The organism is Amycolatopsis halotolerans, from assembly GCF_042647905.1.
Classification (GTDB): domain Bacteria; phylum Actinomycetota; class Actinomycetes; order Mycobacteriales; family Pseudonocardiaceae; genus Amycolatopsis; species Amycolatopsis halotolerans.
In genome coordinates, this window is sequence record NZ_JBHRWI010000003.1 from 200756 (window position 1) to 227256 (window position 26501).

General features: G+C 70.3%; 24 protein-coding genes. 9 read left to right on the forward strand and 15 right to left on the reverse strand.

All coding sequences use genetic code 11. The features are described 5' to 3' along the window. Nucleotides 1–91: 91 nt before the first annotated feature. On the forward strand, nucleotides 92–2023 hold the full coding sequence (locus tag ACFORO_RS02360) for an AarF/UbiB family protein (RefSeq protein ID WP_377868819.1): 1932 nt from the start codon (nucleotides 92–94) through the stop codon (nucleotides 2021–2023). Here the strand turns inward: ACFORO_RS02360 and lepB (ACFORO_RS02365) are convergent. The 10 genes from lepB (ACFORO_RS02365) to ACFORO_RS02410 form a co-directional block, all read right to left on the reverse strand. Then, nucleotides 1938–2708: a signal peptidase I gene (gene lepB, locus ACFORO_RS02365; protein ID WP_377868818.1), complete on the reverse strand. Its 771-nt coding sequence runs from the start codon at nucleotides 2706–2708 to the stop codon at nucleotides 1938–1940. The two genes, ACFORO_RS02360 and lepB (ACFORO_RS02365), sit on opposite strands and share 86 nt — an antisense overlap. Before the next feature lie 100 nt (nucleotides 2709–2808). After that, the gene (lepB, locus tag ACFORO_RS02370; protein ID WP_377868817.1) at nucleotides 2809–3597 is read right to left on the reverse strand and encodes a signal peptidase I; all 789 of its coding nucleotides are present in this window, start codon (nucleotides 3595–3597) and stop codon (nucleotides 2809–2811) included. Nucleotides 3598–3701: 104 nt separating this feature from the next. Next, complete coding sequence (locus ACFORO_RS02375; RefSeq protein ID WP_354738396.1) at nucleotides 3702–4127, reverse strand: hypothetical protein; 426 nt, start codon at nucleotides 4125–4127, stop codon at nucleotides 3702–3704. A 127-nt stretch (nucleotides 4128–4254) separates the two neighbouring features. After that, the gene (locus ACFORO_RS02380) at nucleotides 4255–4653 is read right to left on the reverse strand and encodes a metal-sulfur cluster assembly factor (protein WP_354738395.1); all 399 of its coding nucleotides are present in this window, start codon (nucleotides 4651–4653) and stop codon (nucleotides 4255–4257) included. Beyond that, nucleotides 4650–5099, reverse strand: a complete 450-nt coding sequence (gene sufU, locus ACFORO_RS02385; RefSeq protein ID WP_037814681.1) for a Fe-S cluster assembly sulfur transfer protein SufU — start codon at nucleotides 5097–5099, stop codon at nucleotides 4650–4652. The genes ACFORO_RS02380 and sufU overlap by 4 nt, the downstream gene beginning before the upstream one ends. After that, nucleotides 5096–6397 (reverse strand): cysteine desulfurase, encoded by a 1302-nt coding sequence (locus tag ACFORO_RS02390; RefSeq protein ID WP_377868816.1) that lies wholly within the window; start codon nucleotides 6395–6397, stop codon nucleotides 5096–5098. The genes sufU and ACFORO_RS02390 overlap by 4 nt, the downstream gene beginning before the upstream one ends. Nucleotides 6398–6446: 49 nt before the next feature. Further along, a complete protein-coding gene (gene sufC, locus ACFORO_RS02395) occupies nucleotides 6447–7217 on the reverse strand; it encodes a Fe-S cluster assembly ATPase SufC (RefSeq protein WP_354738389.1) in 771 nt (256 codons plus the stop codon). Between the two features lie 33 nt (nucleotides 7218–7250). Then, nucleotides 7251–8438 carry a Fe-S cluster assembly protein SufD gene (gene sufD, locus ACFORO_RS02400; RefSeq protein ID WP_377868815.1) on the reverse strand — a complete coding sequence of 396 codons (1188 nt, stop codon included), beginning with the start codon at nucleotides 8436–8438 and terminating at the stop codon, nucleotides 7251–7253. Continuing rightward, nucleotides 8439–9887 carry a Fe-S cluster assembly protein SufB gene (gene sufB / locus ACFORO_RS02405; protein ID WP_354738385.1) on the reverse strand — a complete coding sequence of 483 codons (1449 nt, stop codon included), beginning with the start codon at nucleotides 9885–9887 and terminating at the stop codon, nucleotides 8439–8441. It lies immediately after the preceding gene. Then, a complete protein-coding gene (locus ACFORO_RS02410) occupies nucleotides 9884–10729 on the reverse strand; it encodes a helix-turn-helix transcriptional regulator (RefSeq protein ID WP_377868814.1) in 846 nt (281 codons plus the stop codon). Before ACFORO_RS02410 ends, sufB begins: the two co-directional genes overlap by 4 nt. A gap of 312 nt (nucleotides 10730–11041) precedes the next feature. Between ACFORO_RS02410 and mptB the strand changes: the two genes are divergently transcribed. From mptB to ACFORO_RS02435, 5 genes are all read left to right on the forward strand, one after another. Next, the gene (gene mptB, locus ACFORO_RS02415; protein ID WP_377868976.1) at nucleotides 11042–12670 is read left to right on the forward strand and encodes a polyprenol phosphomannose-dependent alpha 1,6 mannosyltransferase MptB; all 1629 of its coding nucleotides are present in this window, start codon (nucleotides 11042–11044) and stop codon (nucleotides 12668–12670) included. A gap of 6 nt (nucleotides 12671–12676) precedes the next feature. Further along, nucleotides 12677–13603 carry an ABC transporter ATP-binding protein gene (locus ACFORO_RS02420; RefSeq protein ID WP_009075909.1) on the forward strand — a complete coding sequence of 309 codons (927 nt, stop codon included), beginning with the start codon at nucleotides 12677–12679 and terminating at the stop codon, nucleotides 13601–13603. Further along, nucleotides 13600–14388: an ABC transporter permease gene (locus ACFORO_RS02425; protein WP_377868813.1), complete on the forward strand. Its 789-nt coding sequence runs from the start codon at nucleotides 13600–13602 to the stop codon at nucleotides 14386–14388. The genes ACFORO_RS02420 and ACFORO_RS02425 overlap by 4 nt, the downstream gene beginning before the upstream one ends. 148 nt (nucleotides 14389–14536) lie before the next feature. Next, the gene (locus tag ACFORO_RS02430; RefSeq protein ID WP_377868812.1) at nucleotides 14537–15508 is read left to right on the forward strand and encodes a COX15/CtaA family protein; all 972 of its coding nucleotides are present in this window, start codon (nucleotides 14537–14539) and stop codon (nucleotides 15506–15508) included. 104 nt (nucleotides 15509–15612) lie between these two features. Then, nucleotides 15613–16554: an acyl-CoA desaturase gene (locus ACFORO_RS02435; protein WP_354738379.1), complete on the forward strand. Its 942-nt coding sequence runs from the start codon at nucleotides 15613–15615 to the stop codon at nucleotides 16552–16554. On the opposite strand, the gene ACFORO_RS02440 is transcribed toward ACFORO_RS02435, so the two are convergent. Together ACFORO_RS02440 and ACFORO_RS02445 are read right to left on the reverse strand one after the other, a co-directional pair. After that, a complete protein-coding gene (locus ACFORO_RS02440) occupies nucleotides 16551–17414 on the reverse strand; it encodes an ATP-grasp domain-containing protein (protein WP_377868811.1) in 864 nt (287 codons plus the stop codon). The two genes, ACFORO_RS02435 and ACFORO_RS02440, sit on opposite strands and share 4 nt — an antisense overlap. Then, entirely contained in the window at nucleotides 17411–17728 is a 318-nt protein-coding gene (locus tag ACFORO_RS02445) for a hypothetical protein (RefSeq protein WP_354738376.1), read from the reverse strand. Before ACFORO_RS02445 ends, ACFORO_RS02440 begins: the two co-directional genes overlap by 4 nt. A gap of 92 nt (nucleotides 17729–17820) precedes the next feature. Between ACFORO_RS02445 and ACFORO_RS02450 the strand changes: the two genes are divergently transcribed. Beyond that, nucleotides 17821–18792 (forward strand): quinone oxidoreductase family protein, encoded by a 972-nt coding sequence (locus tag ACFORO_RS02450; protein ID WP_377868810.1) that lies wholly within the window; start codon nucleotides 17821–17823, stop codon nucleotides 18790–18792. A 123-nt stretch (nucleotides 18793–18915) separates the two neighbouring features. Here ACFORO_RS02450 and ACFORO_RS02455 read toward each other — a convergent pair whose 3' ends face one another. From ACFORO_RS02455 to ACFORO_RS02465, 3 genes are all read right to left on the reverse strand, one after another. Next, nucleotides 18916–19431, reverse strand: a complete 516-nt coding sequence (locus tag ACFORO_RS02455; protein WP_377868809.1) for an FKBP-type peptidyl-prolyl cis-trans isomerase — start codon at nucleotides 19429–19431, stop codon at nucleotides 18916–18918. Nucleotides 19432–19440: 9 nt separating this feature from the next. Beyond that, nucleotides 19441–21690, reverse strand: a complete 2250-nt coding sequence (locus tag ACFORO_RS02460; protein ID WP_377868808.1) for a HelD family protein — start codon at nucleotides 21688–21690, stop codon at nucleotides 19441–19443. Between the two features lie 174 nt (nucleotides 21691–21864). Next, the gene (locus ACFORO_RS02465) at nucleotides 21865–22845 is read right to left on the reverse strand and encodes a heme o synthase (RefSeq protein ID WP_354738368.1); all 981 of its coding nucleotides are present in this window, start codon (nucleotides 22843–22845) and stop codon (nucleotides 21865–21867) included. Between the two features lie 428 nt (nucleotides 22846–23273). On the opposite strand from ACFORO_RS02465, the gene tkt reads away from it, so the two are divergent. Together tkt and tal are read left to right on the forward strand one after the other, a co-directional pair. After that, nucleotides 23274–25373, forward strand: a complete 2100-nt coding sequence (gene tkt / locus ACFORO_RS02470) for a transketolase (protein ID WP_377868807.1) — start codon at nucleotides 23274–23276, stop codon at nucleotides 25371–25373. Nucleotides 25374–25391: 18 nt separating this feature from the next. Beyond that, nucleotides 25392–26501: a transaldolase gene (gene tal / locus ACFORO_RS02475; RefSeq protein ID WP_377868806.1), complete on the forward strand. Its 1110-nt coding sequence runs from the start codon at nucleotides 25392–25394 to the stop codon at nucleotides 26499–26501.

A 26501-nucleotide genomic window follows, 5' to 3' on the forward strand; every position in this document is an offset into this window, starting at 1 on the left:
CGTCCGAAAGTAGGACGCTCCCCCGCGAGAGGGAGGTCCGTCCCGCCCCGGCTGGATCCGCGGGCGCCGCCGCGATGGTGTGCTTTTCGGCATGCAAACGCTGCTGCTCGGCCTCCTGGCCTACGTCGTCGTGCTGTGGCCGCTCGTCGCCGCGGCCCGCAAAGTGCTCGGGGTGCGCGTCGGTCTCGTCCGGGCGCTCGGCGCGGCGCTCGCGGGCTGGCTCGTCGCGGGCACCGTCATCCGGCTGTTCCCGATCGCCGTGCTGACCAACGCCGGGGTCGCGATCGGACTGCTGATCCCGTTGGCCGGCAGCGCGCTCGCGGTGACGCTGTTAGTCCTTTTCGTCGCCGAACTCGCGGTTCCGTCCGGCGGGCCGGGCTTGTTCGCCCGGATGCGGTCGCTGCGGTCCCGCGCGGCCCGCGCCCGTCGCTACTCGCGGATCATGCGCATCGCGATCCGCCACGGCCTCGGTTCGTTCCTCACCGGCCGCCGCACCGCGGGACCCGATGGTTCGGCGAAGCTCGCCCGGTCGCTGCGGCTGGCGCTCGAAGAAGCGGGCGTGACGTTCGTGAAGCTCGGCCAGTTGCTCTCGACGCGAGCGGATCTCCTGCCGCCGGTGTACATCCGCGAACTCAGCCGGCTGCACGATCAGGTCCCGCCCGCGCCCGAAGACGAGGTGCGCGCGTTGCTGCGCGAGGAAATCGACCTCACCGCCTTCGCCCACATCGACGACGAACCCCTTGCCGCGGCGTCGATCGCGCAGGTTTACGGCGCTCGGCTGCGGTCCGGTGCCGAGGTCGTCGTGAAGGTGCAGCGGCCCGGGATCCGCGAGCAGGTGGAACGCGACATCGACATCGTCCGCCGCCTCGCCGCCGTGCTGTACGAACGAGCTGGCTGGGCACGTTCGCTCGGCGTACTGGACCTGGCCGACGGCTTCGCCGAGTCCCTTGAGGACGAACTCGATTTCCGCACCGAAGCCTCGAACATCGACGCCATCGCCGCGCATCCGGTCCCCGGCGTCACGTTGCCGACTGTCCACAAAGCACTGTCCACGGAGCGCGTTCTGGTGCTGCGACGGCTCGACGGCAAACCCCTCGCCACCGGTTCCGCCCGCTCCCGCGAGGAACTCGCCCGCACCTTCCTGCGCGGTCTGCTCGACCAGGTGCTGCTCGGCGGGGTGTTCCACGCGGATCCGCACCCTGGCAACGTTGTGCTGCTCGAAGACGGCACCCTCGGCCTGCTCGACTTCGGGTCCGTCGGCCGCCTCGACACCGGTCTGCGCGCCGGTCTGCAAGCCCTGCTGCCCGCCATCGACCGAGGCGACCCGGCCGGTGTCCGCGACGGGCTGCTGGAGATCGTCGACCGTCCGGACGATCTCGACGAACAACGCCTGGAACGCGCGCTGGGAGCCCTGCTCGCCCGGCACTTCGGGCCCGGCCGGAGCCCCGGCCTCGACCTGTTCACCGGCCTGTTCCGGGTCATCGCCGAATTCCGCCTGGCCGTACCGCCGCCGATCGCCGCCGTGTTCCGCGCGCTGGCGACGATGGAAGGCACCCTCGCGACGCTGGCCCCGGACTTCGACCTCGTCGCCGAATCCCGCGCGTTCGCCACCGAACGCATCGGCCTGCGCCCGGAAACCCTGCGCCGCACCGTCACCGACGAATTCACCGCCCTGCTGCCGGTGCTCCGCCGCCTGCCCCGCCGCGTCGACCGGATCGGCGCGGCCCTGGAAGAAGGCCGGCTGTCGGTGAACATGCGGCTGTTCTCCGACGAACGCGACCGCGACCTGGTGACCGGCCTCGTGCACGAGGTGCTGCTGGCGCTGGTCGGCATCGCGACCGGGCTCATGGCTGTGCTGCTGCTGTCCAGTTCGAGCGGCCCGCAGCTGGTGCCCGGGCTGACGCTGAACCACGTGTTCGGCTACAACCTGCTGATGATCAGCGCACTGGCGGGGCTGCGGCTGCTTTTCGTCGTCTTCCGGCGCTCCGGACGACAGTCACGAGCAGGCCGACGAACCCGATGAGGAACACGCCCGCCCCGACCCCGGCGGTGATCCGGCTGGTGACCGGTCCGGAATCCGGCTCTGTCGCACCGGGCAATCCGGCGTCGGTGAACGCAGTGGTCGCCGGGAATTGCTTGACCCAGAACAGATCCCCGGTGGCCGCCACAACTCCGTACACTTCGGAAAGCGGCACGGAACCACCGCCGGACTGGTTGATCCACCACCGGGAATCGAACGAGTTGTCGCGCTGGTCGCCCGCCACGAACACCGAACCCTGGGGCACTTTCGCGTGGAAGGTCTCCTGCTTGCCGACCACGTAAGGCTCGTCGACCGGCTTGCCGTTCACCTTGATCCGGCCCCGGTCGTCGCAGCATTCGATCTCGTCGCCGCCGACGGCGATCACCCGTTTCAGGAACTTCACGGACCTCCCGCCGACGAACCCGCTCGCCTCGAACACGACGAGGTCGCCGCGGTGGATCTCCTGGCCCTCGTTCAGCCCGAAGACGACCCGTTCGCCCGGCGCGATGGTGTGCGCCATCGACCCGCCCGGGATGCTCACCATGCGGTAGCTGAACACCTTGAGGAGCCCGGTCGCCGCCAAGACCGAGCCCGCGATCGCCAGCACGACGAAGATCGCGAGCAGCCAGGGAAACCGGCGCGGCGCACGCACGGCCGGAGGCGGAGCAGCAGGAAAGCCTTCTGTCACGAGACGATCATCGGAACAGTCCGGACAATTGTTACCCGTCCGGAAGCCACCCCGGCCCGGCAACCTCCCGACGCCGCTCCCGGCCCCGGCGCATCGCCTGTCACCACCCCGGCCCGGCAGCCTCCCGACGCCGTTTCCTGCCCCGGCGCACGCCCGTCACCACCGCGCCCAGGAACCCGGTCAAGAACACCCCCGCGCCCGCTCCGACGAGCACCCGCCCCAGGAACGGCCCTTGATCCACCTCGGGCGCGCCAGGCAATCCCGCGGCGGTGAACGCCGTCGTCGGCGGCAGCGTGCGCACCCACCACCGGTTCGGCCCGGTGGCGACGACTACCCCGTACACCTCGGACACCGGCACCGAGCCGTCCATTCCGGTGGCCTCCTCGTTCCGGGAGTCCCAGCTGACGTCGCGCCGGTCACCGGCCAGGAAAACGCCGTCCTTCGGGACGAGCGCGCGGAACACGGGTCCGTCGCCGCTCGCGTAGGACTCGTCGACGGATTTGCCGTTCACCACGATCCGGCGCTTCTCGTCGCAGCAGCGCACGTCGTCGCCGCCCACGCCGATCACCCGGCCCAGCAGGAGGTAAGCCCGGTTGTCCTGGTGCGCGGGCATGCGCGCCAGCACGACGTCGCCGCGGCGGTAGACCTGCCCGTCCCGCTTGCCGAGCACGATCGCCGTCCCGGCGGGCACGGCGGGCGCCATCGCGTTCGTCGGCATTTTCGCCAGGCGATAGCTGAACACCGTCACCAGCCCGTACCCGCATCCGGCCACCCCGGCCAGCGCGAGCACGACGAACAGCGCCAGCGCGGGCGAAAACCGGCGAGGGGCGCGGGAAACCGGCGGCGGGGCCGGAAAACCGTCGATCACCTCGCGAGGATCGGCGAGCACCACGGATCCGTTACGCGGCCCCGGATCGTCGGGGCGGATTGTGCCACTCTGTCCATAATGGACAGCCGGAATCATCCGCCGCCGTATAGGTCGTTATACGGACTTCATCCCCTAAGGATCGAATTGAGCGGCCGCCCGCCGTCGCTGTAGGCGGGCATCAGGCCGGGACTCACCGTGAACGCGATGGTCCCGGCCAGCGCCACCACCACCGTCAGCCCGCCGAGCAGCGCGCCCGTGCGGGCCAGGTCGCCGCCGGGCCGTTTCGCTCCCCCGAGCCGCCCCAGCACCACCGCCAGCACCCCGGCCAGCAGCGCCGCGAACCACAGCGCGCCCAGCACCAGGACGAACACCTCGGCCACGAGCGGGTAGACACCGCTCACGAGGAGCCGAGGCCGGACCAGCAGCCAGGCCAGCCAGGTGAGCACCGCGAGCGAGAGACTCACCGCGGCCACCGACACCGCTCCCACGGCCAGGCCGCGGCTGGGTCTTTCTTCGGTTTCGGACACGGATTCGGAGTCAGGTTCGGTCATTGACCAGTAATAGCACCCGGCCCCGACAGAATCCGACGTTCCGCCCGGCAGCGCCCGAACGCACCAATCCGGGATACGCCGAAGGCCGCCCCCGGCGAACCGGGAGCGGCCTTCGAAAACGCGAGCCTCAGACCGTGAACCCGAGCGCCCGCAACTGCTCGCGGCCGTCGTCGGTGATCTTCTCCGGGCCCCACGGCGGCATCCAGACCCAGTTGATCCGGAAGTCGTCCACGAGACCGCCGGACGTCAGCGCCGCCGACGTCTGGTCCTCGATCACGTCGGTCAGCGGGCAGGCCGCGGACGTGAGCGTCATGTCGATCGTCGCGGTGTTGTCGGTCTCGACCCGGATGTCGTAGACCAGGCCGAGGTCGACGACGTTGATGCCGAGTTCGGGGTCGACGACGTCGCGCATCGCTTCCTCGACGTCCTCGATCTTGGCGACGTCGGCGGGGACGGCGGCGGTCTGCTCGGGCAGGTCCGCGGCGGTGCGCCCCTCGCGCGGGTCGGTAACCGTCTCTTCGCTCATGCCTTCTCAGCTCCTGTGGTGGTGCTGGACACCGCGTCCTTGAACGCCATCCAGCCGAGCAGGGCGCACTTCACGCGCGCCGGGTACTTCGCGACGCCGGCGAACGCGACGCCGTCCTCCAGTACGTCCTCGTCCGGTTCGACCTTGCCCTTGCCCTGCATCAGTTCCACGAACGCGTCCATGGTCGTGAACGCCTCGTCGACCGTGTGCCCGACGACCAGGTCGGTCAGCACCGAAGCGGAGGCCTGGCTGATCGAGCAGCCCTGCCCGTCGTAGGACACGTCCTCGACCTTGCCGTCGCTGACCTTCACCCGCAAGGTGATCTCGTCGCCGCAGGTCGGGTTGACCTGGAACGACTCCGCGTCGAACGGATCGCGCAGACCGCGCCCGTGCGGGTTCTTGTAGTGGTCCAGGATGATCTCCTGGTACATGCTCTCCAGGTTCACTGGTCCACCCCGAAGAACTTCTGCGCCTCGCGGATCCCGGCGACCAGAGCGTCCACTTCGGACAGCGTGTTGTACAGGTAGAAGCTCGCCCGCACGGTCGCGGGCACCGAACAAGCCCGGTGCAGCGGCCACGCGCAGTGGTGTCCCACCCGCACGGCGATGCCGAGGCTGTCGAGCACCTGTCCGGCGTCGTGCGGGTGCACGCCGTCGATCACGAACGCGACCGTCGCGCCGCGGTCCTCCAGGTCGGTCGGCCCGACGATGCGCACGCCCGGGATCGCGCTGATGCCCGCGATCGCGGCCGCGGCCAGCTCGTGCTCGTGCGCCGCGATCCGGTCCATCCCGATGGCGGACAGGTAGTCCACCGCCGCGCCGAGGCCGATCGCCTGCGACGTCATCGGCACCCCGGCCTCGAACCGCTGCGGCGGCGCGGCGAACGTGGTGCGCTCCATCGTGACCAGCTCGATCATCGAGCCGCCGGTCAGGAACGGCGGCATCGCTTCGAGCAGTTCGGTCCGGCCGTACAGCACGCCGATCCCGGACGGAGCCAGCATCTTGTGCCCGGAGAACACCGCGAAGTCGACGCCGAGGGCGTGGAAATCCACCGGGAAGTGGGGCACGGACTGACAGGCGTCGAGGACGGTCAGCGCACCGACTTCCTTCGCCTTGGCCACCAGCTTGGCCACCGGGTTGACCGTGCCGAGCACATTGGACTGGTGCGCGAACGCGACCACCTTGGTGCGCGGCGTGATCACACTGTCCATATCGGACAGATCGAGCCTGCCCTCGGCGGTGACCTTGAACCACTTCAGCGTCGCCCCGGTGCGCTGGCACAACTGCTGCCACGGCACCAGGTTCGCGTGGTGCTCCATCTCGGTGATGACGATTTCGTCGCCCTCGCCGATCCGGAACCGCTCAGCCTCCGGACCGGCCGTGGCGGCGTTGCTCATCGCGTACGCCACGAGGTTGATGCCCTCGGTCGCGTTCTTGGTGAACACCAGCTCTTCCGGGTCCGCGCCGACGAATTCCGCGGTCTTGGCGCGCGCGGATTCGTAGGCGTCGGTGGCCTCTTCCGACAGCTGGTGGGCACCGCGGTGCACGGCCGAGTTCGACGTGAACACGTACCGCCGTTCCGCGTCGAGCACCTGCACCGGCCGTTGCGAGGTCGCTCCGGAGTCCAGGTACACCAAGGGTTTCCCGTCGCGCACGGTGCGCGTCAGGATCGGGAAGTCGGCACGCAGTGCCGCCACGTCAAGGGGAACAGAGTTGGTCGGGCTGTTCGAAGCCGTGGTGGTCATCGAGCCAACTCCTCTCTCTCGGTGTCGTCGGGAACGGGAACGCGGGACGTCAGGCCTTGGCGGGCTCGGCGGAGCCGACGTACTTGACGTAGCCGTTCTCCTCCAGCTCGTCGGCCAGTTCGCGGCCGCCGGACTCGACGATGCGGCCGTCGGCGAAGACGTGCACGAAGTCCGGGGTGATGTGCCGCAGGATGCGGGTGTAGTGCGTGATCAGCATGACGCCGACCTCGTTGCCCGCCTTGTACTCGTTGACGCCCTCGGACACGACGCGCAGCGCGTCGACGTCCAGGCCGGAGTCGGTCTCGTCGAGGATGGCGAACTTCGGCTTGAGCAGCGCTAGCTGCAGGATCTCGTGGCGCTTCTTCTCGCCGCCGGAGAAGCCCTCGTTCACCGAGCGCTCGGCGAATTCCTGGGAGATGCCGAGCTTGCCCATCTCCTCCTTGACCTCCTTGACCCAGTGGCGCAGCTTGGGAGCCTCGCCCCGGACCGCGGTGGCCGCGGTGCGCAGGAAGTTCGACATCGAGACGCCGGGCACCTCGACCGGGTACTGCATGGCGAGAAAAATGCCCGCTCGACTGCGTTCATCCACGCTCATCTCGAGCACGTTCTCGCCGTCCAGCAGCACCTCGCCGGAGGTCACCGTGTACTTCGGGTGGCCGGCGATCGCGTAGGACAGGGTGGACTTGCCGGAGCCGTTCGGGCCCATGATCGCGTGCGTCTCGCCGGACCGGATGGTCAGGTTGACGCCCTTGAGGATCTCCTTGGCACCCTCGTCGGTGGTGACCGAGGCGTGCAGGTCCTTGATTTCCAGGGTAGCCATTCTTCGTTTCCTAAAGTCTGCGGTGGAGGGGCGTCAGACGCCGACGGCTTCGAGTTCGGCCTCGATCGCGGCTTCGAGGCGTTCGCGCACCTCGGGGACGTCGATCTTCACCAGGATTTCGTGGAAGAACCCGCGCACGACCAGGCGCCGGGCGGCCTCTTCGGCGATTCCGCGCGACTGCAGGTAGAACAACTGCTCGTCGTCGAACCTTCCCGTGGCGCTCGCGTGGCCGGCGCCTTCGATCTCGCCGGTCTCGATCTCCAGGTTCGGCACCGAGTCCGCGCGCGCCCCCGGCGTGAGCACCAGGTTGCGGTTGAACTCGTAGCTGTCGGTGGCCTCGGCCGCGGCCCGGATCAGCACGTCGCCGATCCACACCGCGTGCGCTCCGTCGCCCTGCAGCGCGCCCTTGTACCCGACCCGCGACTTGCAGTTGGGCACCGCGTGGTCGACGAAGAGACGGTGCTCCTGGTGCTGGCCGCCGTCGGCGAAGTACACGCCGAGCATGTCGACGTCGCCGCCCTTGTCGGTGAAGGTCGCCGTCGGCGAGACGCGGACCAGGTCTCCGCCCAGGGTGATCACGGTGTGCCGCAGCGCGGCGTCGCGGCCCAGCCGCAGGTGCTGCTCGGAAACGTGCACCGCGTCGTCGGCCCAGTCCTGGACGCTGACCACGGTGACCTTGGCACCGTCGCCGATGACGAATTCGACGTTGTCCGCGTAGGTGCCGGAGCCGACGTGGTCCAGCACGACGACGGCCTCGGCGAACGCCTCGGCGCGGACCTGCAGGTGCCCGTAGGCGACCTTGCCCTCGCCCGGACCGTGGATGCGCAGCACCGACGGCGTGGACGCCTTCGTCTCCTTGGGCACCGTCACGACGGTGGCCTTCGTGAACGACGAGTACGCCTGCGCCGCGATGCGGTCGCTCGGCACGCCCGCCTCGCCGAGGCGCGCGTCGTCGCGGCCGACGGTCTCGATCTTCAGCTCGGGCGCGGCCTCGGTCTCCAGCGTGATCTCGCCGGAGGCGACGGCGGAACCGTCGTGCAGGCCGCGCAGGCGCTTCATCGGAGTGAAGCGCCAGTTCTCCTCACGACCGCCCGGGACCTCGAAGGCCTCGACGTCGTAAGAAGTGAACCGCTCCGCGCGGGAGGCCGCCGGAACGACGGCCCCCTCGCGAAGGGCTTCGGAAACATTGTTGTCCGAGGCCACGGACTGTGTTGACTCCATTTAGCCGACGGACCCTTCCATCTGCAGCTCGATCAGGCGGTTCAGCTCGAGCGCGTACTCCATCGGCAGCTCGCGCGCGATGGGCTCGACGAACCCGCGCACGATCATCGCCATCGCCTCGGCCTCGTCGAGGCCGCGCGACATCAGGTAGAACAGCTGCTCTTCGCTGACCTTGGACACGGTGGCCTCGTGGCCCATGGACACCTCGTCGTTGCGGATGTCCACGTACGGGTACGTGTCCGACCGGGAGATGGTGTCCACCAGCAGGGCGTCGCAGACCACGCTGGAGCGCGAGTGGTGCGCCCGCTTCGCGACCTTGACCAGGCCGCGGTAGGAGGTCCGGCCGCCGCCGCGCGCGACCGACTTCGACACGATGGTCGAGGACGTGTGCGGCGCGAGGTGCTCCATCTTGGCCCCGGCGTCCTGGTGCTGGCCCTCGCCCGCGAACGCGACCGAGAGGACCTCGCCCTTGGCGTGCTCGCCCATGAGGAAGACCGACGGGTACTTCATGGTCACCTTGGAGCCGATGTTGCCGTCGACCCACTCCATGGTCGCGCCCTCTTCGCACTTGGCGCGCTTGGTGACCAGGTTGTAGACGTTGTTCGACCAGTTCTGGATCGTCGTGTAGCGGCAGCGGGCGCCCTTCTTCACGATGATCTCGACGACCGCGGAGTGCAGCGAGTCCGACTGGTAGATCGGCGCGGTGCAGCCCTCGACGTAGTGGACGTAGGCGTCCTCGTCGACGATGATCAGCGTCCGCTCGAACTGGCCCATGTTCTCGGTGTTGATCCGGAAGTAGGCCTGCAGCGGGATCTCGACGTGCACGCCCTTCGGCACGTAGATGAACGAGCCGCCGGACCACACCGCCGTGTTCAGCGCGGAGAACTTGTTGTCGCCGGCCGGGATCACGGAGCCGAAGTACTCCTGGAAGATCTCCGGGTGCTCCTTGAGCGCGGAGTCGGTGTCCAGGAAGAGAACGCCCTGCTCCTCCAGGTCCTCGCGGATCTGGTGGTAGACGACCTCGGACTCGTACTGCGCGGCGACGCCGGCCACGAGGCGCTGCTTCTCCGCCTCGGGGATGCCCAGCTTGTCGTAGGTGTTCTTGATGTCCTCGGGCAGGTCTTCCCAGCTGGTCGCCTGCTTCTCGGTGGACCGCACGAAGTACTTGATGTTGTCGAAGTCGATCCCCGAGAGGTCGGCGCCCCAGTTCGGCATCGGCTTGAGGTCGAACAGCTTGAGCGCCTTCAATCGGGCGTCGCGCATCCACTCGGGCTCGGACTTCTTGCCGGAGATGTCGAGGACGACGTCCTCGCTCAGGCCGCGGCGGGCGCTGGCGCCGGCCTCGTCGGAGTCCGCCCAGCCGAAGGCGTAGTTGCCAAGGGACGCGATGGTCTCTTCCTGGCTCAACGGCTCGGTGGTGGGAGTGCGCTGCTCGGCAGCGGCAGTCATGCGGGTTTCCCTCCATTCGGGATCCGTGGTGCGTGCCCGTCGGGCGGCGCGGCCGCGTCTCCGGGCGTCGTGCGGTCCGGCTCGGGATGGGCCGGGATACCCGCCGGTCCGGCGGGTACGTGTGTGGTGCACGCGTTGTCTCCGCGCGCGATGGTCGCCAGCCGCTGGACGTGGGTGCCCAGCAGCTTCGCGAACGCTTCCGTTTCGGCCTCGCACAGCTGCGGGAACTCCGCGGCCACGTGCGCGACCGGGCAGTGGTGCTGGCACAGCTGGGCGCCCACTCCCGCCCCGACCGTGCCGACCTCGCGGGTCGAGGCAGCGTAGCCTTCCCTGCTCAGCGCGGTGGCGAGGGCCTCGGCGCGCTCGACCGGATCAGCCGATCCGGTGATCGCCTGCCGGTGCGGCCCGACGAGCCCTTCGACCCGGCGCTCGGCGAACGCGCGCACCGCGTCCGGGCCGGCGTGCTCGGCGAGGAAGCGGATGGCCGAGGACGCGAGGTCGTCGTAGGCGTGCCCGAACCGGGCGCGGCCCGCTTCGGTGAGCAGGAACAGCTTGGCCGGGCGGCCCCGTCCGCGCGGGCCCTTGCGCGGGGCGTCGCGGGTCTCGGCCTCGCCGTCGGCCTGCAGCGCGTCGAGGTGGCGGCGGATCGCCGTCGGGCTGATGCCGAGCTGCTCCGCGACCACCACGGCGGTCATCGGGCCCTGCTCCAGCAGCAGCCGGGCGACCTCGTGCCGGGTGCGGCCCTCGGCGACGTTCACCGCGCTGACCTGCACGGGAACGCCGACGGCCGCGGCGCGCGGCTGGTCGCCGCGCCCCTCGCCGGTGGTCCCGTTCTTTTTCACAACACAAGTGTGTCTTATTTCCGGCCGGCGGGCAAAGGCGGGGTGTCGGGCAGTGACCCGACTCACCTCCGGACGCGCCCCGCCGCGGCGGCCCCCGCCCCAGGTCCGTGAAGGACTCCTCGAGGGAATCAGATTCCCCCAAGGAGTCCTTCACGGACCATCGGGAGCAATCCCGGCGCCGGGGACTGAACGGCGCGATACATCGCCCGAACCGGAGTCGATACGCTTCCGGGCGTGGCAGTCGGCGAACACCCGGACCAGCGGGCACCGGAACCGGACTTATCCGGCGAACCGGGCGACGCTGACGGCGCCGTGGCCGCTCCTCCTGCCCCCGGCGCCGCGTCCCCGGTCGGCCCGCGCCGCACCGATCCGCTGAACGCCGCCGAGACCCGCGGCCTCGACGCGGTCCGCCGTTTCGGCACGGTCGGTTCGCTGTTCCTCGCGCTCGGCTCGCTCGGGGCCGGGGCCGCGCCGGTGATCAACCCGGTGCAGGACCTGCCGGTGCTGCGGCTGTTCATCCGGATCCCGACGGTCTCGCTCGCGATCGCCTTCTCCGGCATGGGCATCCTGGTGCTGAGCTGGCTCATGCTCGCCCGGTTCGCCCGTCCGGCGAGCGCGCGGCTGGCCACCAGCGGGCAGCTCGCCCGCACCGTCGCGATGTGGGTCGCGCCGCTGCTGCTGATCCCGCCGCTGTTCTCCCGCGACGTCTACAGCTACCTCGCGCAGAGCGAGATCGTGCACCGCGGCATGGACCCCTACCAGCTGGGCCCGGCGCAGGCGCTCGGCGTCGCCGACCCGCTCACCGCGGGCGTCACCAACATCTGGCGCGAGACCCCCGCCCCGTACGGCCCGCTGCTGCTGCGGCTGGGCGGCTGGCTGGCTCCGGTCGGCGGCAACAACATCGTCGTCGGCGTGCTGCTGCAGCGCGGCCTCGCGATGGTCGGCGTGCTGCTGATCGTGTGGGCGGTGCCGCGGCTCGCCCGGCGGTTCGGCGTGCAGCCCGCCACCGCGCTGTGGCTCGGCGCGGCGAACCCGTTGCTGATCTTCCATTTCGTCGCGGGCGCGCACAACGATTCGCTGGCCATCGGGCTCATGGTGGCCGGGCTGGAGATCGGCATCCGGCGGCTGCCGGTGCGGGTGAAGGGCGACAGTCCGCCGCCCTTGGCGAAGGGCGAACTCCTCTTCATCGCGCTCGGCGTCGTCATCATCACGATCGGCGCCACGGTGAAGATCCCGGCCGTGCTGGCGTTGCCGTTCCTGTCGGTGATGGTCGCGCGCAGATGGCACGGACGGCTGAAGGACCTGGTGTGGGCGGGCGCGCCGATGGCGGTGCTGTTCGGCGTCGTGCTCACCGCGATCTGCGTCGGCACCGGGCTGGGCTTCGGCTGGATCGGCGCGACGGCGAGCACGCCGGGGCTGGTGCGGTCGTTCATCTCCCCCACCGCGGAGGTCGCGAACCTCGGCGGCGTCCTCGGCATCACGCTCGGGCTCGGCAACCACACCGACGCGCTGGTGCCGATCCTCGGCACGCTCGGCAACGTGATCACCGCGGCCGTCACGATCAAATTCCTGTGGGCCAGCTTCAAATGGCGCTACCGGCCGATCATCGGGCTCGGCGTCTCGCTGGGCGCGGCGATGATCCTGCAGATCAACCTGCAGCCGTGGTACCTGCTGTGGGCGGTGATCCCGCTCGCCGCGGCGGCCGGGACGTCGCGGTTCCGGGTGGTCGCCACGGTCATCAGCGCCGGGCTGCCGTTCCTGCTTCCGCCCACCGGCGGCACCTTCGACGGCCGCTCCTACGTCCTGCCGTGGGCCTACGGCGCGGCCGCTTTGGTGACCCTCGGCGGGCTCGCGATCGTGTACCGGGTTTCGCCGCTGCTGTTGTCCAGGACACCTCCGGCGTCCCCAGCACCGCGCGCGCCCGCCGACGTCGTATCGTGATTCGTTGTGGACAACCCCGCCGTCGAGATCTCCGGCTTGGCGAAAAGCTACGGCTCCACCACCGCGGTCGACGGCATCGACCTGCGCATGGAGCGTGGTTCCCTGCTGGCCCTGCTCGGGCCGAACGGCGCCGGAAAAACGACCACTGTCGAGATTTGCGAGGGTTTCCGCAGACCTGACGCGGGCCGGGTGCGCGTGCTCGGCCTCGACCCCGTCGCGGACAGCTCCCGGCTCCGCCCGCGCGTCGGCATCATGCCGCAAGGCGGCGGCGCGTACCCGGGCGTGCGCGCGGAGGAAATGCTGCGGCTAGTGGCTTCCTGCGCGGCGAACCCGCACGATCCGGCGTGGCTGCTCGACGTCCTCGGGCTCGCCGGCGCCAAGCGGACGCCGTTCAAACGGCTCTCCGGCGGGCAGCAGCAACGGCTTTCGCTGGCGTGCGCGCTGGTCGGCCGTCCGGAGCTGGTGTTCCTGGACGAGCCCACCGCGGGCATGGACCCGCAGGCGCGGCGGCTGGTCTGGGACCTGCTCGCGGCCCTGCGCGCGGACGGTGTGAGCGTCCTGCTCACCACCCACCTCATGGAGGAAGCGGAAACGCTCGCCGACCAGGTGGTGATCGTGGACCACGGCAAGGTCGTCGTCGAGGGCACGCCGCATTCGCTGACGCTGGAGGCGGGCGAGGCGGCGCAGCTGCGGTTCCGCGCCCGCACCAAGCTCGACACGACGCTGCTCGCGGCCGCGCTGCCGGAGGGGTACCGGGTCAGCGAAACCGCGCCCGGTTCGTACCTGGTGGAGGGCGCGGTCGACCCGCAGGTGGTCTCCGCCGTCACCGCCTGGTGCGCGCAACAGGGCGTACTGCCCGAACAACTGCAAGTCGGACGGCGGACGCTCGAAGAAGTGTTCCTCGAACTCACCGGACGGGAGCTGCGCGCATGAGTTCTCCGTTCCCCGCAGGCACTTTCGCCCCCGCGCCCGGCCGCGGCTCGCTCGGCAGGATGCTGCGCACGCACGCGCGCGTCGAGGCCGCGCTGACGCTGCGGCACGGCGAGCAGCTGCTGCTCACCCTGATCATCCCGCTCGCGCTGCTGATCGGCCTGAGCTCGCTGGACATCCTGCCCGCGAGCCAGCTCGGCTCGACGTCCAAAGTGGACTGGATGACGCCGAGGATCCTCGCGCTGGCGGTGATGTCGTCGGCCTTCACGGGCCAGGCGATCGCCCTCGGCTTCGACCGCCGCTACGGCGTGCTGAAGCGACTTTCGGCGACCGCGCTGCCGCGCTGGCTGCTCGTGGCCGGACGGGTCGTGGCGGCGCTGGTCGTCGTCGCGCTGCAGTCCGTGGTGCTCGGCGTGGTGGCGGCTTTCCTGGGCTGGTCGCCGTCGGCCGCCGGGATCGGCTCCGCGGTGGTGCTGCTGTTCCTGGGGACTCTCGCTTTCGGTGCGCTGGGTGTGTTGCTGGGCGGCGCGCTGCGGGCGGAAGCGGTGCTGGCGCTCGCGAACATCGTGTGGTTCGTGCTGCTGCTCGCCGGCGGGATCCTGCTGGCTCCGTCGGCGTTGCCGTCCGGGGTCGGGGTGATCGTTTCGCTGCTGCCCTCGGGCGCGCTGGCGGAAGGCATGCGCGCGGCGCTGGTGGACGGGCAGTTCCAGGCGGGACCGGCGGCGGTGCTGGTGGTGTGGGCCGCGGTGGCCGGAGTGCTGGCGACGCGGACCACGAAACTCACCTGAATCCCACATCGAATTGCCGGTCATCGCGCGGAATTCAGGCCGCTAATGTGACGGCCGCCGCACCCGATTCCTTGCGCACGCTGGCGAATCCGTCCGGAACAATACTGCCGCGTGCAGGCGGGAAAACGCGCGCGAGTATTCTTTCCGCGTGTCCCTTCGCAGTTTGATCGCCCGCCTGCCGTATCCGTCCGCCGCGGTCCAGCGCGCGGTCGGGATCGCCGCGGTGGTCGCGCAGGCAGGCATCGGCGTCACCGGTTCCGTGGTGCGGGTGACCGGGTCCGGGCTGGGATGCCCGACCTGGCCGCAGTGCGTCGCGGGCAGCCTGGTGCCGGTGCGGCACTCGGGCATCGACGCGGTCACGCAGTGGATCGAGTTCTCGAACCGGATGCTGACCGGCGTCGTGATCGTGGTGGCGGCGCTGGCCGTGCTCACCGCGTGGCGGATCCAGATCGACCACCCGGAGCGCAAGCGCCTGGTGAAGCTCGCCTGGACGATGCCCGGCGGCGTCGTGCTGCAGGCGGTCATCGGCGGGCTGACCGTGCTGGCGAAACTGGAATGGTGGACGGTCGCGATCCACTTCCTGGCCTCCACGCCGCTGGTGTGGCTGGCGGTCATGCTGCTGAAGGCGTTCCGCGAAGGAGACGAACCGGCGCGCCCGCTGGTCCCGAAACTGGGACGGCAGATGCTGGTCCTGCTGACGGTCCTGATGTGGGCGGTCCTGATCGCCGGCACGACGGTCACCGGCGCGGGCCCGCACGGCGGCGACGTGAACACGCATCGCCTCGACGCCCCGATCGAGCAGCTGGCCCGGGTCCACAGCGGCTTGCTGATCGCTTACCTCGTGGTGCTGGGGGTCTTCGGGCTCACGCTGATGCGCGTCGGTGCGCCTAAGAGCGTGTGGCAGCGATATGCGTGGGTGTGGATTGTCGCGCTGCTGCAGGGGGTTCTGGGGACGGTGCAGTACGCGCTGGGCGTGCCCGAGGCGATGGTGTCGTTCCACGTGCTGGGCTCGGCGCTCGTGATCGTGGTGACGGCCGTGCTGTGGACGGGAACCCGCGACCGCGGTCCGGTGACGTCGCTGGAGCCCGCGGAGAAGCGGGAACTCGCCACCGCGAACTGACGGTCATCCGGACGTAACTGCGCGTCGGCCCGGCGGACAGGTCGGCGGCTTACCGTCGTCGCCGACCGGCTTTCCGCAAGCCCCGCGAAGCCCGAGGTGCCGCCATGCCGACCGCCCCTGCCCGTACCGGCAAACCCCTTCTCTCCGGCCGGCGCGGGACCGCCGAGATGATCGTGCTCAAGACGTTCCTGCTCGTGCCGTTCGCCGCGCTGATCGCCGCCGTGCCGCTGCTCTGGGGGTGGGGCATCGGCTGGACCGACCTGATCCTCGCGACCGTCTTCTACGTGCTCGCGACGCTCGGCGTGACCGTCGGGTACCACCGCTACTTCACCCACGGCGCCTTCAAAGCGAGCCGCCCGCTGCGGATCGCGCTCGCGATCGCCGGGAGCATGGCCGTGCAGGGGTCGGTGATTTTCTGGGTCGCGAGCCACCGCCGCCACCACGCGTTTTCCGACCGCGAGGGCGATCCGCATTCCCCGTGGCTCTTCGGCACGTCGCCCGCCGCGCTGCTGCGGGGGTTCTGGCACGCGCACATGGGCTGGATGTTCCAGCGCGAGGTCACCAACGCCGACCGCTTCGCGCCGGACCTCGTCAGCGATCGCGACCTACGCCTGGTGAACCGGTTCTTCTGGCTGTGGATCACTCTCAGCCTCGCCCTGCCCGCCGCGCTCGGCTGGGCGTTCAGCGGCACCTGGCAGGGCGCGCTGACGGCGTTCTTCTGGGCCGGTCTGGTGCGGATCGCGTTCCTGCACCACGTGACCTGGTCGGTGAACTCGGTGTGCCACCTGATCGGCGACCGCCCGTTCGCGAGCCGCGACCGCGCGGCGAACTTCTGGCCGCTGGCCCTGCTGTCCATGGGCGAGTCGTGGCACAACTCCCACCACGCCGACCCGACCTGCGCCCGGCACGGCGTGCTGCGCGGACAGGTGGACGTCTCGGCGCGGGTGATCTGGGCGTTCGAGCGGTTCGGCTGGGCGAGCGACGTCCGCTGGCCCCGGGCGGAACGGCTGGCGGCGAAGCGGCGAGCAGCCGCCGAACCCAGCTAGGCCAACTGCTGCCGCACCGCAGACGCGAATCGCAACGGCGCGCCCGCGTCCGCGTGCCGGAAACCCAGCGACGGCTCAGTCAACTCCAGCTCCAGCACCAGCGGACGCCCGTCGTCCCCGCGGACCAGATCCACCCGCGCGTACAAGAGTTCCGCCCGCAAAATGCCGAGCAACCCGCAAGCGGCGTCCAGCGCGTCTTCCGCCACCGCACGCACCTCCGGAGCCGGGACAGCGGCCGCCAGCCGCTCTTCGCGATACAACCCCGAGGTGTCCATTGAGGACTCGACCGGAGCGAATTTCGTGAAGGCATGCGAATAAACGCCGCCGAAGTACGTCACCGCGATCTCGCCCTGAGTGTCCACACTGGACTGATACGGCTGGATCAGACCCGTGCGCCCGTCGTCGTGCAAAGCGCGCAGATGCCGCTCCGCGTCCGCACCGGACGACGAGAACCGGGCGGCGTCGCGGCCTCCCGCGCCCACCGAAGGCTTCACCACGAACGGTTTCTTCGGCCAGCGCGGCTTCTCCCCCAGCGGCACGATCTCGACCGGCACCGTCGGCACGCCCGCGTCGAGCAGTTCGCCTAGGTAAGTCTTGTCGGTGTTCCACCGCACGACCGCGGCCGAGTTGCTCAGCCCGGGAACGTCTTCGCACCAGCTGAGGAATTCCTCCCGACGCGAGGGGTAGTCCCAGGCAGCACGCAACACCACGATGTCCGCGGAAGCGAAGTCCGCGGCCGAATCCCAGGCCGCCCAGGTCACGGTGAATCCGAGGTCCGCGAGCGCGGGCAGCACCGCGGCCTCGTCGCCGTCGCCCTCGGGCAGCGCGGCGCAGCCGACGAAAATCGCCGAGCGCGTCACCGGCCCGCTCGCGGCCCGGCCATCTTGCGCCGGTGCGCGGCACCGATCTTGACCGTCTTCACGGTTTCGCTGTCCCACTCCGCGGCCTCGAGGTCGTCGACCTGCTCAACCAGCGCGGCGCCGGTCTCCACCCCGGCGACCAGCACGTCGCCCATCGCCCCGTCCGGGCCCACGAGCACGACCCGCGCGCCGGCCAGCCCGATGTTCTCGACCACGGCGCGCGCCGGTTTGCCGTGCTTCGCCACGAAGCCGCGGGCGGAGGCCAGCTGGCGGGCGGTCGGCGCGGTCGGCGTGTTTTCGGTCTCCTCAGCCACGTCCGGAGCTTAACCCGAGACCCCCGCCCCCGCGGCCCGACCGTGTTCTCGGCCATAGTGGACGCCAGACGCGCACATCTCGAGGAGGAACCATGCCGACCGCAGTGCAGGTGACCCGGACCGGCGGCCCGGAAGTGCTGGAACTGGCCGAGATCGAGCCCGGCCCGCCCGGCGCGGGCGAACTGCTGGTCGACCTCGCCGCCGCGGGCGTCAACTACATCGACACCTATCAGCGCCAGGGCATCTACCCGATCGACCTGCCGTTCGTCCTCGGCTCCGAGGGCGCCGGGACAGTCGTAGAGACCGGCGAGGGCGTCACCGAATTCGCTCCCGGCGACCGCGTGACCTGGCAGGGCGTGCTCGGCAGCTACGCCCAGCGCGCCGTGGTCCCGGCCAGCGCCACGGTGAAGGTGCCCGAAGGCGTGTCCGACGGGACCGCCGCGGCCACGATGCTGCAGGGCCTGACCGCGCACTACCTGGTGCGTTCGACCTACGAAGTGCAAGCGGGCGACGACATCCTCGTCCACGCGGCGGCCGGCGGCGTCGGTTTGCTGCTGGTGCAGCTGGCGAAGGCGCGCGGCGCGCGAGTGCTGGCCACGGTGTCCACCGACGAGAAAGCCGAGCTGGCCCGCGGCGCCGGCGCGGACCACGTGATCCGCTACGACCGCGAGGACTTCGCCGCCGCGACCCGCGAGCTGACCAACGGCGAGGGCGTCGCCGCGGTCTACGACGGCGTCGGCAAGAGCACCATCGACGGCAGCCTCGCCAGCCTGAAGATCCGCGGCACGCTGGCGCTGTTCGGCGCGGCCAGCGGCCCGGTGCCGCCGATCGACCCGCAGCGGCTCAACTCCGGCGGCTCGCTCTTCCTGACCCGCCCGACGCTCGGCCACTACCTGCGCACCCGCGAGGAACTCGACTGGCGCGCCAGCGAACTCTTCGCCGCCGTGCAGGACGGTTCGCTCAACGTCCGCATCGGCGGCCGCTACCCGCTCGCCGACGCCCGCAAGGCCCACGAGGACCTGCAGGGACGCCGGACGACCGGAAAGCTGCTGCTGATCCCCTAGCTCAGCACACCGGCAGCGCGCCGGCCGCGAACACCAGCGAACTGTTCGCGGCCGGGCACGACGGCTCGCGCGGCGTCCGCAAAGCCAACGAAGACCGGCGAGGACGCCGCACGGCCGGAAAGCTCAGCCGACCGAGAGGGCGTCGGTCACGAACACCAGCGTTTCGTTGGGCGCGATGCCGCGTCCGCCGTCCTTGTAGGCGAGGGCGGGCGGGATGATCATCAGCCGCCGCCCGCCCTGCTTCACGCCGACGAGACCCTGGTCCCAGCCGTCGATGACCTGTCCGGCGCCGAGGTCGAGGCCGAACGGCTCGCCGCGGTCGAACGAGCTGTCGAGCTTCTTCTTGTTCGACCAGGTGACGACCAGGTAGTTCATCGACAGCTTCGACCCGGCGGCCGCGGCCTTCCCGGTGCCCGCCGAGAGGTCCTTGGTGAGCAGCTTCTTCGGCGGGGCGCAGTCGTCCGGGATGGTGATCGTCGGCGGCTGGCCGAAGTTCCCGGTGGTCTTGATGTCGTCCGCGGTGCACTCGCGGCTCGGGGCCGCCGGGGCCGCGCTGCTGTCGCCGCCGCAGGCCGTGAGGCCGAGCGCGGCGATCGCTGCGCACGCGCCGATGACGGCTGTCCTGCCGATGTTCTGCATGGCGGAAGATTAACCAAGGCCGCCGAGCGCGGGCACCGCCGGACCGGTCCGCACCACGCCGAGCCGCTGCGTCGCCCTGGTCAGCGCCACGTACAGGTCGTTGAGCCCGCGCGCCGAGCCCGCGACGATCTCGTCCGGCGACACCAGCACGACCCCGTCGAACTCCAGCCCCTTGGAACGGTCGACGGTCAGCACGCTCAGCCGCTCGTCCTCGGGAAGCAGCTTCCGCACCTCGTCGACGCGACCGCCGGGCACCAGCACCGCCACGGTCCCACCGTCCACAGCGGACAGTTCGGCGGCCACCAGCGCGGGCAGTTCCGCGTCCAGCGAAGCGACTTCCACGCCCCACGGCGGCACCCCGGTCTCGCGCACCGACGCCGGCGCGGCCAGGTCCACGTCGAGTTCGGCGAGCACGCCCGCCGCGACCGCCATGATCTCCGCCGGGGTCCGGTAGTTCACTGTCAGCTGCTCCAGCCGCCAGCGGTCCGCGACGTACGGCGACAGCACCTCGTCCCACGTCCGCGCTCCCCCGGCGGCCCCGGTCTGCGCGACATCGCCGACCAGCGTCATCGACCGGTTCGGCGTGCGGCGCATCAGCAGCCGCCAGTCCATCGCGGACAGTTCCTGCGCCTCGTCGACGATCACGTGCCCGAACGTCCACGTCCGGTCCTGCGCGGCCCGCTGCGCCGCGGTCAGCTGGCTGCGCGCCTGCTGCCGTTCGGCGAACAGCTCGGCGTCCAGCACGTCGGACACCCGCAGGACCTCTTCGTCCTGGATTTCCTCGTCCTGGTCCAGGATGTCCAGCACGCCCTCGGCGTAGGCGCGCTCGACGCGTTCGCGACGCTTGTCCTCGGCCTCCTCCTCGGAATCGTCGGTGCCGAGCAGTTCGGCCAGTTCGTCGAGCAGCGGCACGTCGGCGGGCGTCCACTTCGCGGTGCGGCCGCTCTCCAGGTGCTGGCGGTCCTCTTCGGACAGCAGGTCGCCCGCCGCCCGATCGAGGTGTTCGCGGTCGGCGAACAGGTCGTCGAGCAGGCCTCCCGGGGTGAGTTTCGGCCACAGCGAGTTCAGCGCGGCAGCGACCGCGGGGCTCGCGGCCAGCTCGGCGCGGATGTCCTGGACGTCCTGCGCGTCCAGCAGGTCCTCGCCCAACGCGCGGGCGGCCTGCCGGGTGAGCGCGTCGAGGACGTCGGAGATGAACAGTCGCCGCGCGAGGTTGTGCGGCCGGCGCGAGCGCCGTGCCCGGGTGCGGGCCTGCGCGCAGGTCTTCCGGTCGAGCTTGAGGATCTCGCGTTCGTGCTCGATTTCGATCACCGGATCGGGTACACCTTGCCGATCCCGAACAGCCTTGGCGAGGACGTCGGCCATCACCAGCCGGCCCTTCACCTCGGCCGCTTCCGGAGACTCGACGCCGTCGGCGTCCAAGCCCGGCCACAGCTGCCCGATGGTCGACAGCAGCACGCCGGTCTCGCCGAGCGACGGCAGCACCTGGCCGATGTAGCGCAGGAAGGTCGAGTTCGGGCCGACGACGAGCACGCCGCGCGTGGTCAACTGCTGGCGGTGCGTGTAGAGCAGATACGCCGCGCGGTGCAGCGCGACCGCGGTCTTCCCCGTGCCCGGCGCGCCCTGCACGACCATCACCCCGCCGAGCGGGGCGCGGATGATCCGGTCCTGCTCGCCCTGGATGGTGGCGACGATGTCGGCCATCTCGCCGGTCCGGCGGCGCTCCAGCGCGGCCAGCAGCGCGGCCTCGCCGGCGAGCCCGAGATCCTGGCCCTGGTCGGCGGCGGTCAGGTCGAGGATCTCGTCGTCGAAGCCGGTGACGCGACGGCTCAGCGACCGCAGATGCCGGCGGCGGCGCACGCCGTCCGGCGACGCGGCGGTGGCGAGGTAGAAGGGTCGCGCGACCGGGGCGCGCCAGTCGATCAGCAGCGGCCGGTAGTCGTCGTCCTCGTCGAACAGGCCGAGCCGTCCGATGTAGGCGGTCTCCTCGGTGTCTTCGGAGGTGCTGCCCGGCACGAAGTCCAGCCGCCCGAAGCACAATCCCTGCTCGACCGACCCGAGCTGGGCGAGCCGGTCGCTGTGCAGGTTCGTGGCGGCTTCGCGTTCGGTCCGCGCCTGCGGCGTCCCGCCGGTCTGGCGCAGGGTCTCGTCCAGCCGGCGCTGGGTCTGGGTGCGTTCGGAGTCGAGCTTCGCGAACAGGGCGTCGGTGTAGGCCTGTTCGCGGCGCAGCTCGGCTTCGTAGGCCGGTTCCTCGGGCAAGGAAAGGTCCTGCTTTCAGGTCGGGATCGGGGCCGGAAGAGTGCAACCGGCGAGGATCCCGGGCCATTCCTGCCAGCGCCCCAATGTGGCATTGGGTGCATCTGACGCACCGAACGCCACATTGGGTGCGTCTCACGCACCCAATGCCACATTGGGTGCGTTCGGCGGAACGGGTCAGAACGGGAGGCCGAGGACCGGCAAGCCGATCGCCGAGTCGACCGCCAGCGCGACGAACACGATCATCAGGTACGTGTTCGACCGGTGGAACAGCGCCATCGGCTTGGTCTCCTCGCCGCGGTGCACGGCGGCCTGCAGCCGGTGCGCGTAGAAGAGGAACCAGCCGCCGGCGAGGATCGCGAAGGTCGCGTACAGCCAGCTGGTGACCGGGAGCAGCAGCAGCGTCCAGGCGACCATCACCCACGAGTAGATGACGATCTGCCGGGCCACGTGCTCGGCGGTCGCGACGACCGGAAGCATCGGCACGCCCGCGCGCTCGTAGTCGTCGCGGTACTTCATGCCCAGCGCCCAGGTGTGCGGCGGCGTCCAGAAGAAGATCACGCCGAACATCACGAACGCCGGCCACTGCACGGTCCCGGTGACCGCGACCCAGCCGATCAGCACCGGCATGCAGCCCGCGGCCCCGCCCCAGACCACGTTCTGCGACGTCCGCCGCTTGAGGCCGAGGGTGTAGACGAAGATGTAGAACAGGATCGTCGCGATCGCGAGGACCGCCGCCAGCAGGTTCACCGTGAAGTACAGGACGGCGAACGAGGCGACGCCCAGCACGAGGCCGAAGATCAGCGCGTTGCGCCGCGGCACCGCGTCCTTCACCAGCGGACGCCGCTTGGTGCGGTTCATGACCTTGTCGATGTCGCTGTCGATCACGCAGTTGAGCGCGTTCGCGCTGCCCGCGGCCATCGTGCCGCCGACCAGCGTCGCGACCACCAGCCACGGGTTCGGCACCTCGCGCCCGGCGAGGAACATCGCGGGGATCGTGGTGACGAGGAGAAGCTCGATCACGCGCGGCTTCGCCAGCGCGGCGTACGCGCCGGCCACCTGGCGGAAGCTTCGCCGGGCCCCGCTCGGCCGTCCGCCGTCCGGGGGTACGGCGCTGGTGTCTTCACTGCGTCCGTGCGCAGCGTTCACCAACGACATTTCTCTCCCTGAGTCAGTCCTGGGCCGGGCGGCCCGGAAGAAACAGGTGGTGCTGTGTGAGAACTTCCGTGCCTGGCCCGCGATCGATGTTAGACGTGGCGGATGGGCTCGACGCCCGCGGGTCCGGGACACGCCCGGCGATGTCTCGTCCGTCACGTCGCCCCGCGAGTCGCGAAGGCCCGCGACGGGTAGCCGGGGAAGGACAGGCGGGCAGGATCACCTCACCCGCGGGGCTGTCGCCCGCGCTCGCGCGCACGTGTACGCACTAGGGTGACAGCGTCGGGCCGCTCGCTCCGCCTGCACAGCGCCGCCAGCAGGAATATCGTCCCTTCGGGATCGATTGAGATAACTGAGGGCGCACACCGCAGCACTTGAGCGGCACGCACGGAATACAGCCACCACTTCACCGACGCAGGAGTTCGAGTTCAGTGTCCGAAACCTCTAGCAGCGAGACCAACCCCTTGCTCCGGCGCAATGTGCCGGCCGACTGGACCGAGACCGACACCCGCGCCGTAGACACCGCCCGCGTGCTGGCCGCGGACGCCGTCGAAAACTGCGGCAGCGGACACCCGGGCACTGCGATGAGCCTGGCGCCGCTGGCGTACACGCTGTTCCAGCGCACGATGCGGCACGACCCGGCGGACCCGGAGTGGCCCGCCCGCGACCGGTTCGTCCTCTCCGCCGGCCACTCCAGCCTGACCCTCTACATCCAGCTGTACCTGGCCGGCTTCGGCCTGGAGCTGGAAGACCTCGAGCAGCTGCGCCGCTGGGGCTCCAAGACCCCGGGCCACCCGGAGTACCGGCACACCAAGGGCGTCGAGACCACCACCGGCCCGCTGGGCCAGGGCCTCGCGAACGGCGTCGGCATGGCGATGGCGGCGCGGCGCGAGCGCGGTCTGCTCGACCCGGACGCCCCCGCCGGCGAGAGCATCTTCGACCACCACATCTACGTGATCGCCTCCGACGGCGACATCGAAGAGGGCGTCACCTCCGAGGCCTCGTCCATCGCGGGCCGCCAGCAGCTGGGCAACCTGATCGTCTTCTACGACGACAACAAGATCTCCATCGAGGACGACACCAACATCGCGCTGTCCGAGGACGTCGCGAAGCGGTACGAGGCCTACGGCTGGCACGTGCAGACCGTCGAGGGCGGCGAGGACGTCGTCGCGATCGAGGCGGCCATCAAGGCGGCGCAGGCCGAGACCGGGCGGCCGTCGTTCATCCAGCTGCGCACGATCATCGGCTACCCGGCCCCGACGAAGATGAACACCGGCAAGGCGCACGGCGCGGCGCTGGGCGCGGAAGAGGTCGCCGGTGTCAAGAAGGCGCTGGGCTTCGACCCGGAGAAGAACTTCGACGTCGACGACGCGGTTCTCACGCACACCCGCCAGCTGATCGAGCGCGGCGAGAAGGAGCGCGCCGAGTGGCAGGAGCGCTTCGAGGCGTGGGCCGCGGCGAACCCGGAGCGCAAGAAGCTGGCCGACCGGCTGTCCGCCCGCACGCTGCCCGAGGGCTTCGCGGACAACCTGCCGTCGTGGGAGCCGGACGCCAAGGGCATCGCCACCCGCAAGGCCTCCGGCGAGGTGCTGAACGCGCTGGCCGAGCCGCTGCCCGAGCTGTGGGGCGGTTCCGCGGACCTCGCGGAGAGCAACAACACCACCATGAAGGGCGCCGACTCGTTCGGCCCGGCCGAGGCCGGCACCGACATGTGGAAGACCAACCCGTACGGCCGCACGCTGCACTTCGGCATCCGCGAGCACGCGATGGGCTCGATCCTCAACGGCATCGCGCTGCACGGCGGCACCCGCCCGTACGGCGCGACCTTCCTCACCTTCTCCGACTACATGCGCCCGCCGGTCCGGCTCGCCGCGCTGATGAAGGCCCCGGTCATCTACGTGTGGACGCACGACTCGATCGGCCTCGGCGAGGACGGCCCGACGCACCAGCCGATCGAGCAGGTCGCCGCGCTGCGCGCCATCCCGGGCCTCAACGTCGTCCGCCCGGCGGACGCCAACGAGACCGCGTACGCGTGGAAGGCCGTTCTTGAGGACGTGCACCACCCGTCCGGCTTCGCGCTGACCCGGCAGAACGTGCCGGTGCTGGAGGGCACGAACGCCGAGGGCGTCAAGAAGGGCGGCTACGTGCTGGCCGAGGCGTCCAACGGCACCCCGGAGGTCGTGCTGATGGCGACCGGCTCCGAGGTCCAGCTGGCCGTCGAGGCACGCAAGACCCTCGAGGCCGACGGCATCCCCACCAGCGTGGTCTCCATGCCGTGTGTCGAGTGGTTCGACGCGCAGGACCAGGACTACAAGGACGCGGTCCTGCCGCCGTCGGTCAAGGCCCGCGTTTCGGTCGAGGCCGGGATCGCGATGCCGTGGCAGCGCTTCACCGGCGACGCCGGCGAGAACGTTTCGATCGAGCACTACGGCGCCTCGGCCGACGCCGCGACGCTGTTCCGCGAGTTCGGCTTCACCGCCGAAGCCGTGGTCGACGCCGCCCGCCGCTCGATCGCCAACACCAAGAACTGAATTGAAGGGAGTGCACTCATGACTGACCGACTCGCGCAGCTCTCCGAAGCAGGCGTCTCGATCTGGCTGGACGACCTTTCGCGGGAACGCCTGGAATCGGGCAACCTCGCCGGGCTCGTCCGCGACAAGCACGTCGTCGGCGTGACCACCAACCCGACGATCTTCGCGAACGCCCTGTCGAAGGGTGCCGCTTACGACGCGCAGGTCAACGACCTCGCCGCCCGCGGCGCGGACCTCGACGGCACTGTCCGGGAGCTGACCACCACCGACGTGCGCAACGCCGCGGACCTGTTCCGCGACGTGTACAACGCCACGAACGGCGTCGACGGCCGCGTGTCCATCGAGGTGGACCCGCGCCTGGCGAAGGACACCGAGAAGACGGTGGCCGAGGCCAAGGACCTGTGGAAGACCGTCGACCGGCCGAACGTGATGATCAAGATCCCGGCGACCGAAGAGGGTCTGCCCGCGATCACCGCGGTGCTCGCCGAGGGCATCAGCGTCAACGTCACGCTGATCTTCTCCGTCGAGCGCTACGAGGCCGTCATCAAGGCCTTCTTCGCCGGCCTGGAGCAGGCGAAGGCCAACGGCCACGACCTCAAGGGCATCCACTCGGTCGCGTCGTTCTTCGTGTCCCGTGTGGACAGTGAGGTCGACAAGCGGCTGAACACGATCGGCACCGACGAGGCCAAGGCGCTGCTGGGCGAGGCGGCCATCGCCAACGCGCGGCTCGCGTACTCGGCCTTCGAGAAGCTGTTCGCCACGGACCAGTGGAAGGCGCTCGCCGAAGCCGGCGCGAACGCGCAGCGTCCGCTGTGGGCCTCCACCGGCGTGAAGGACCCGGCCTACTCCGACACCCGGTACGTCGACCAGCTCGTGGTCAAGGACGTCGTGAACACGATGCCCGAGAAGACCATGGACTCGGTCGCCGACCACGCCGAGATCACCGGCGACACGGTTTCCGGAAAGGGCGAGCAGGCGCAGGCGATCTTCGACAAGCTGTCCGCGGCCGGCATCGACGTGCCGGACGTGTTCGCGACGCTGGAGACCGAAGGCGTCGAGAAGTTCGAGAAGTCCTGGCAGGAACTGCTGGACACGGTAACCGGGCAGCTGAACAAAGCGAGGGGCTGA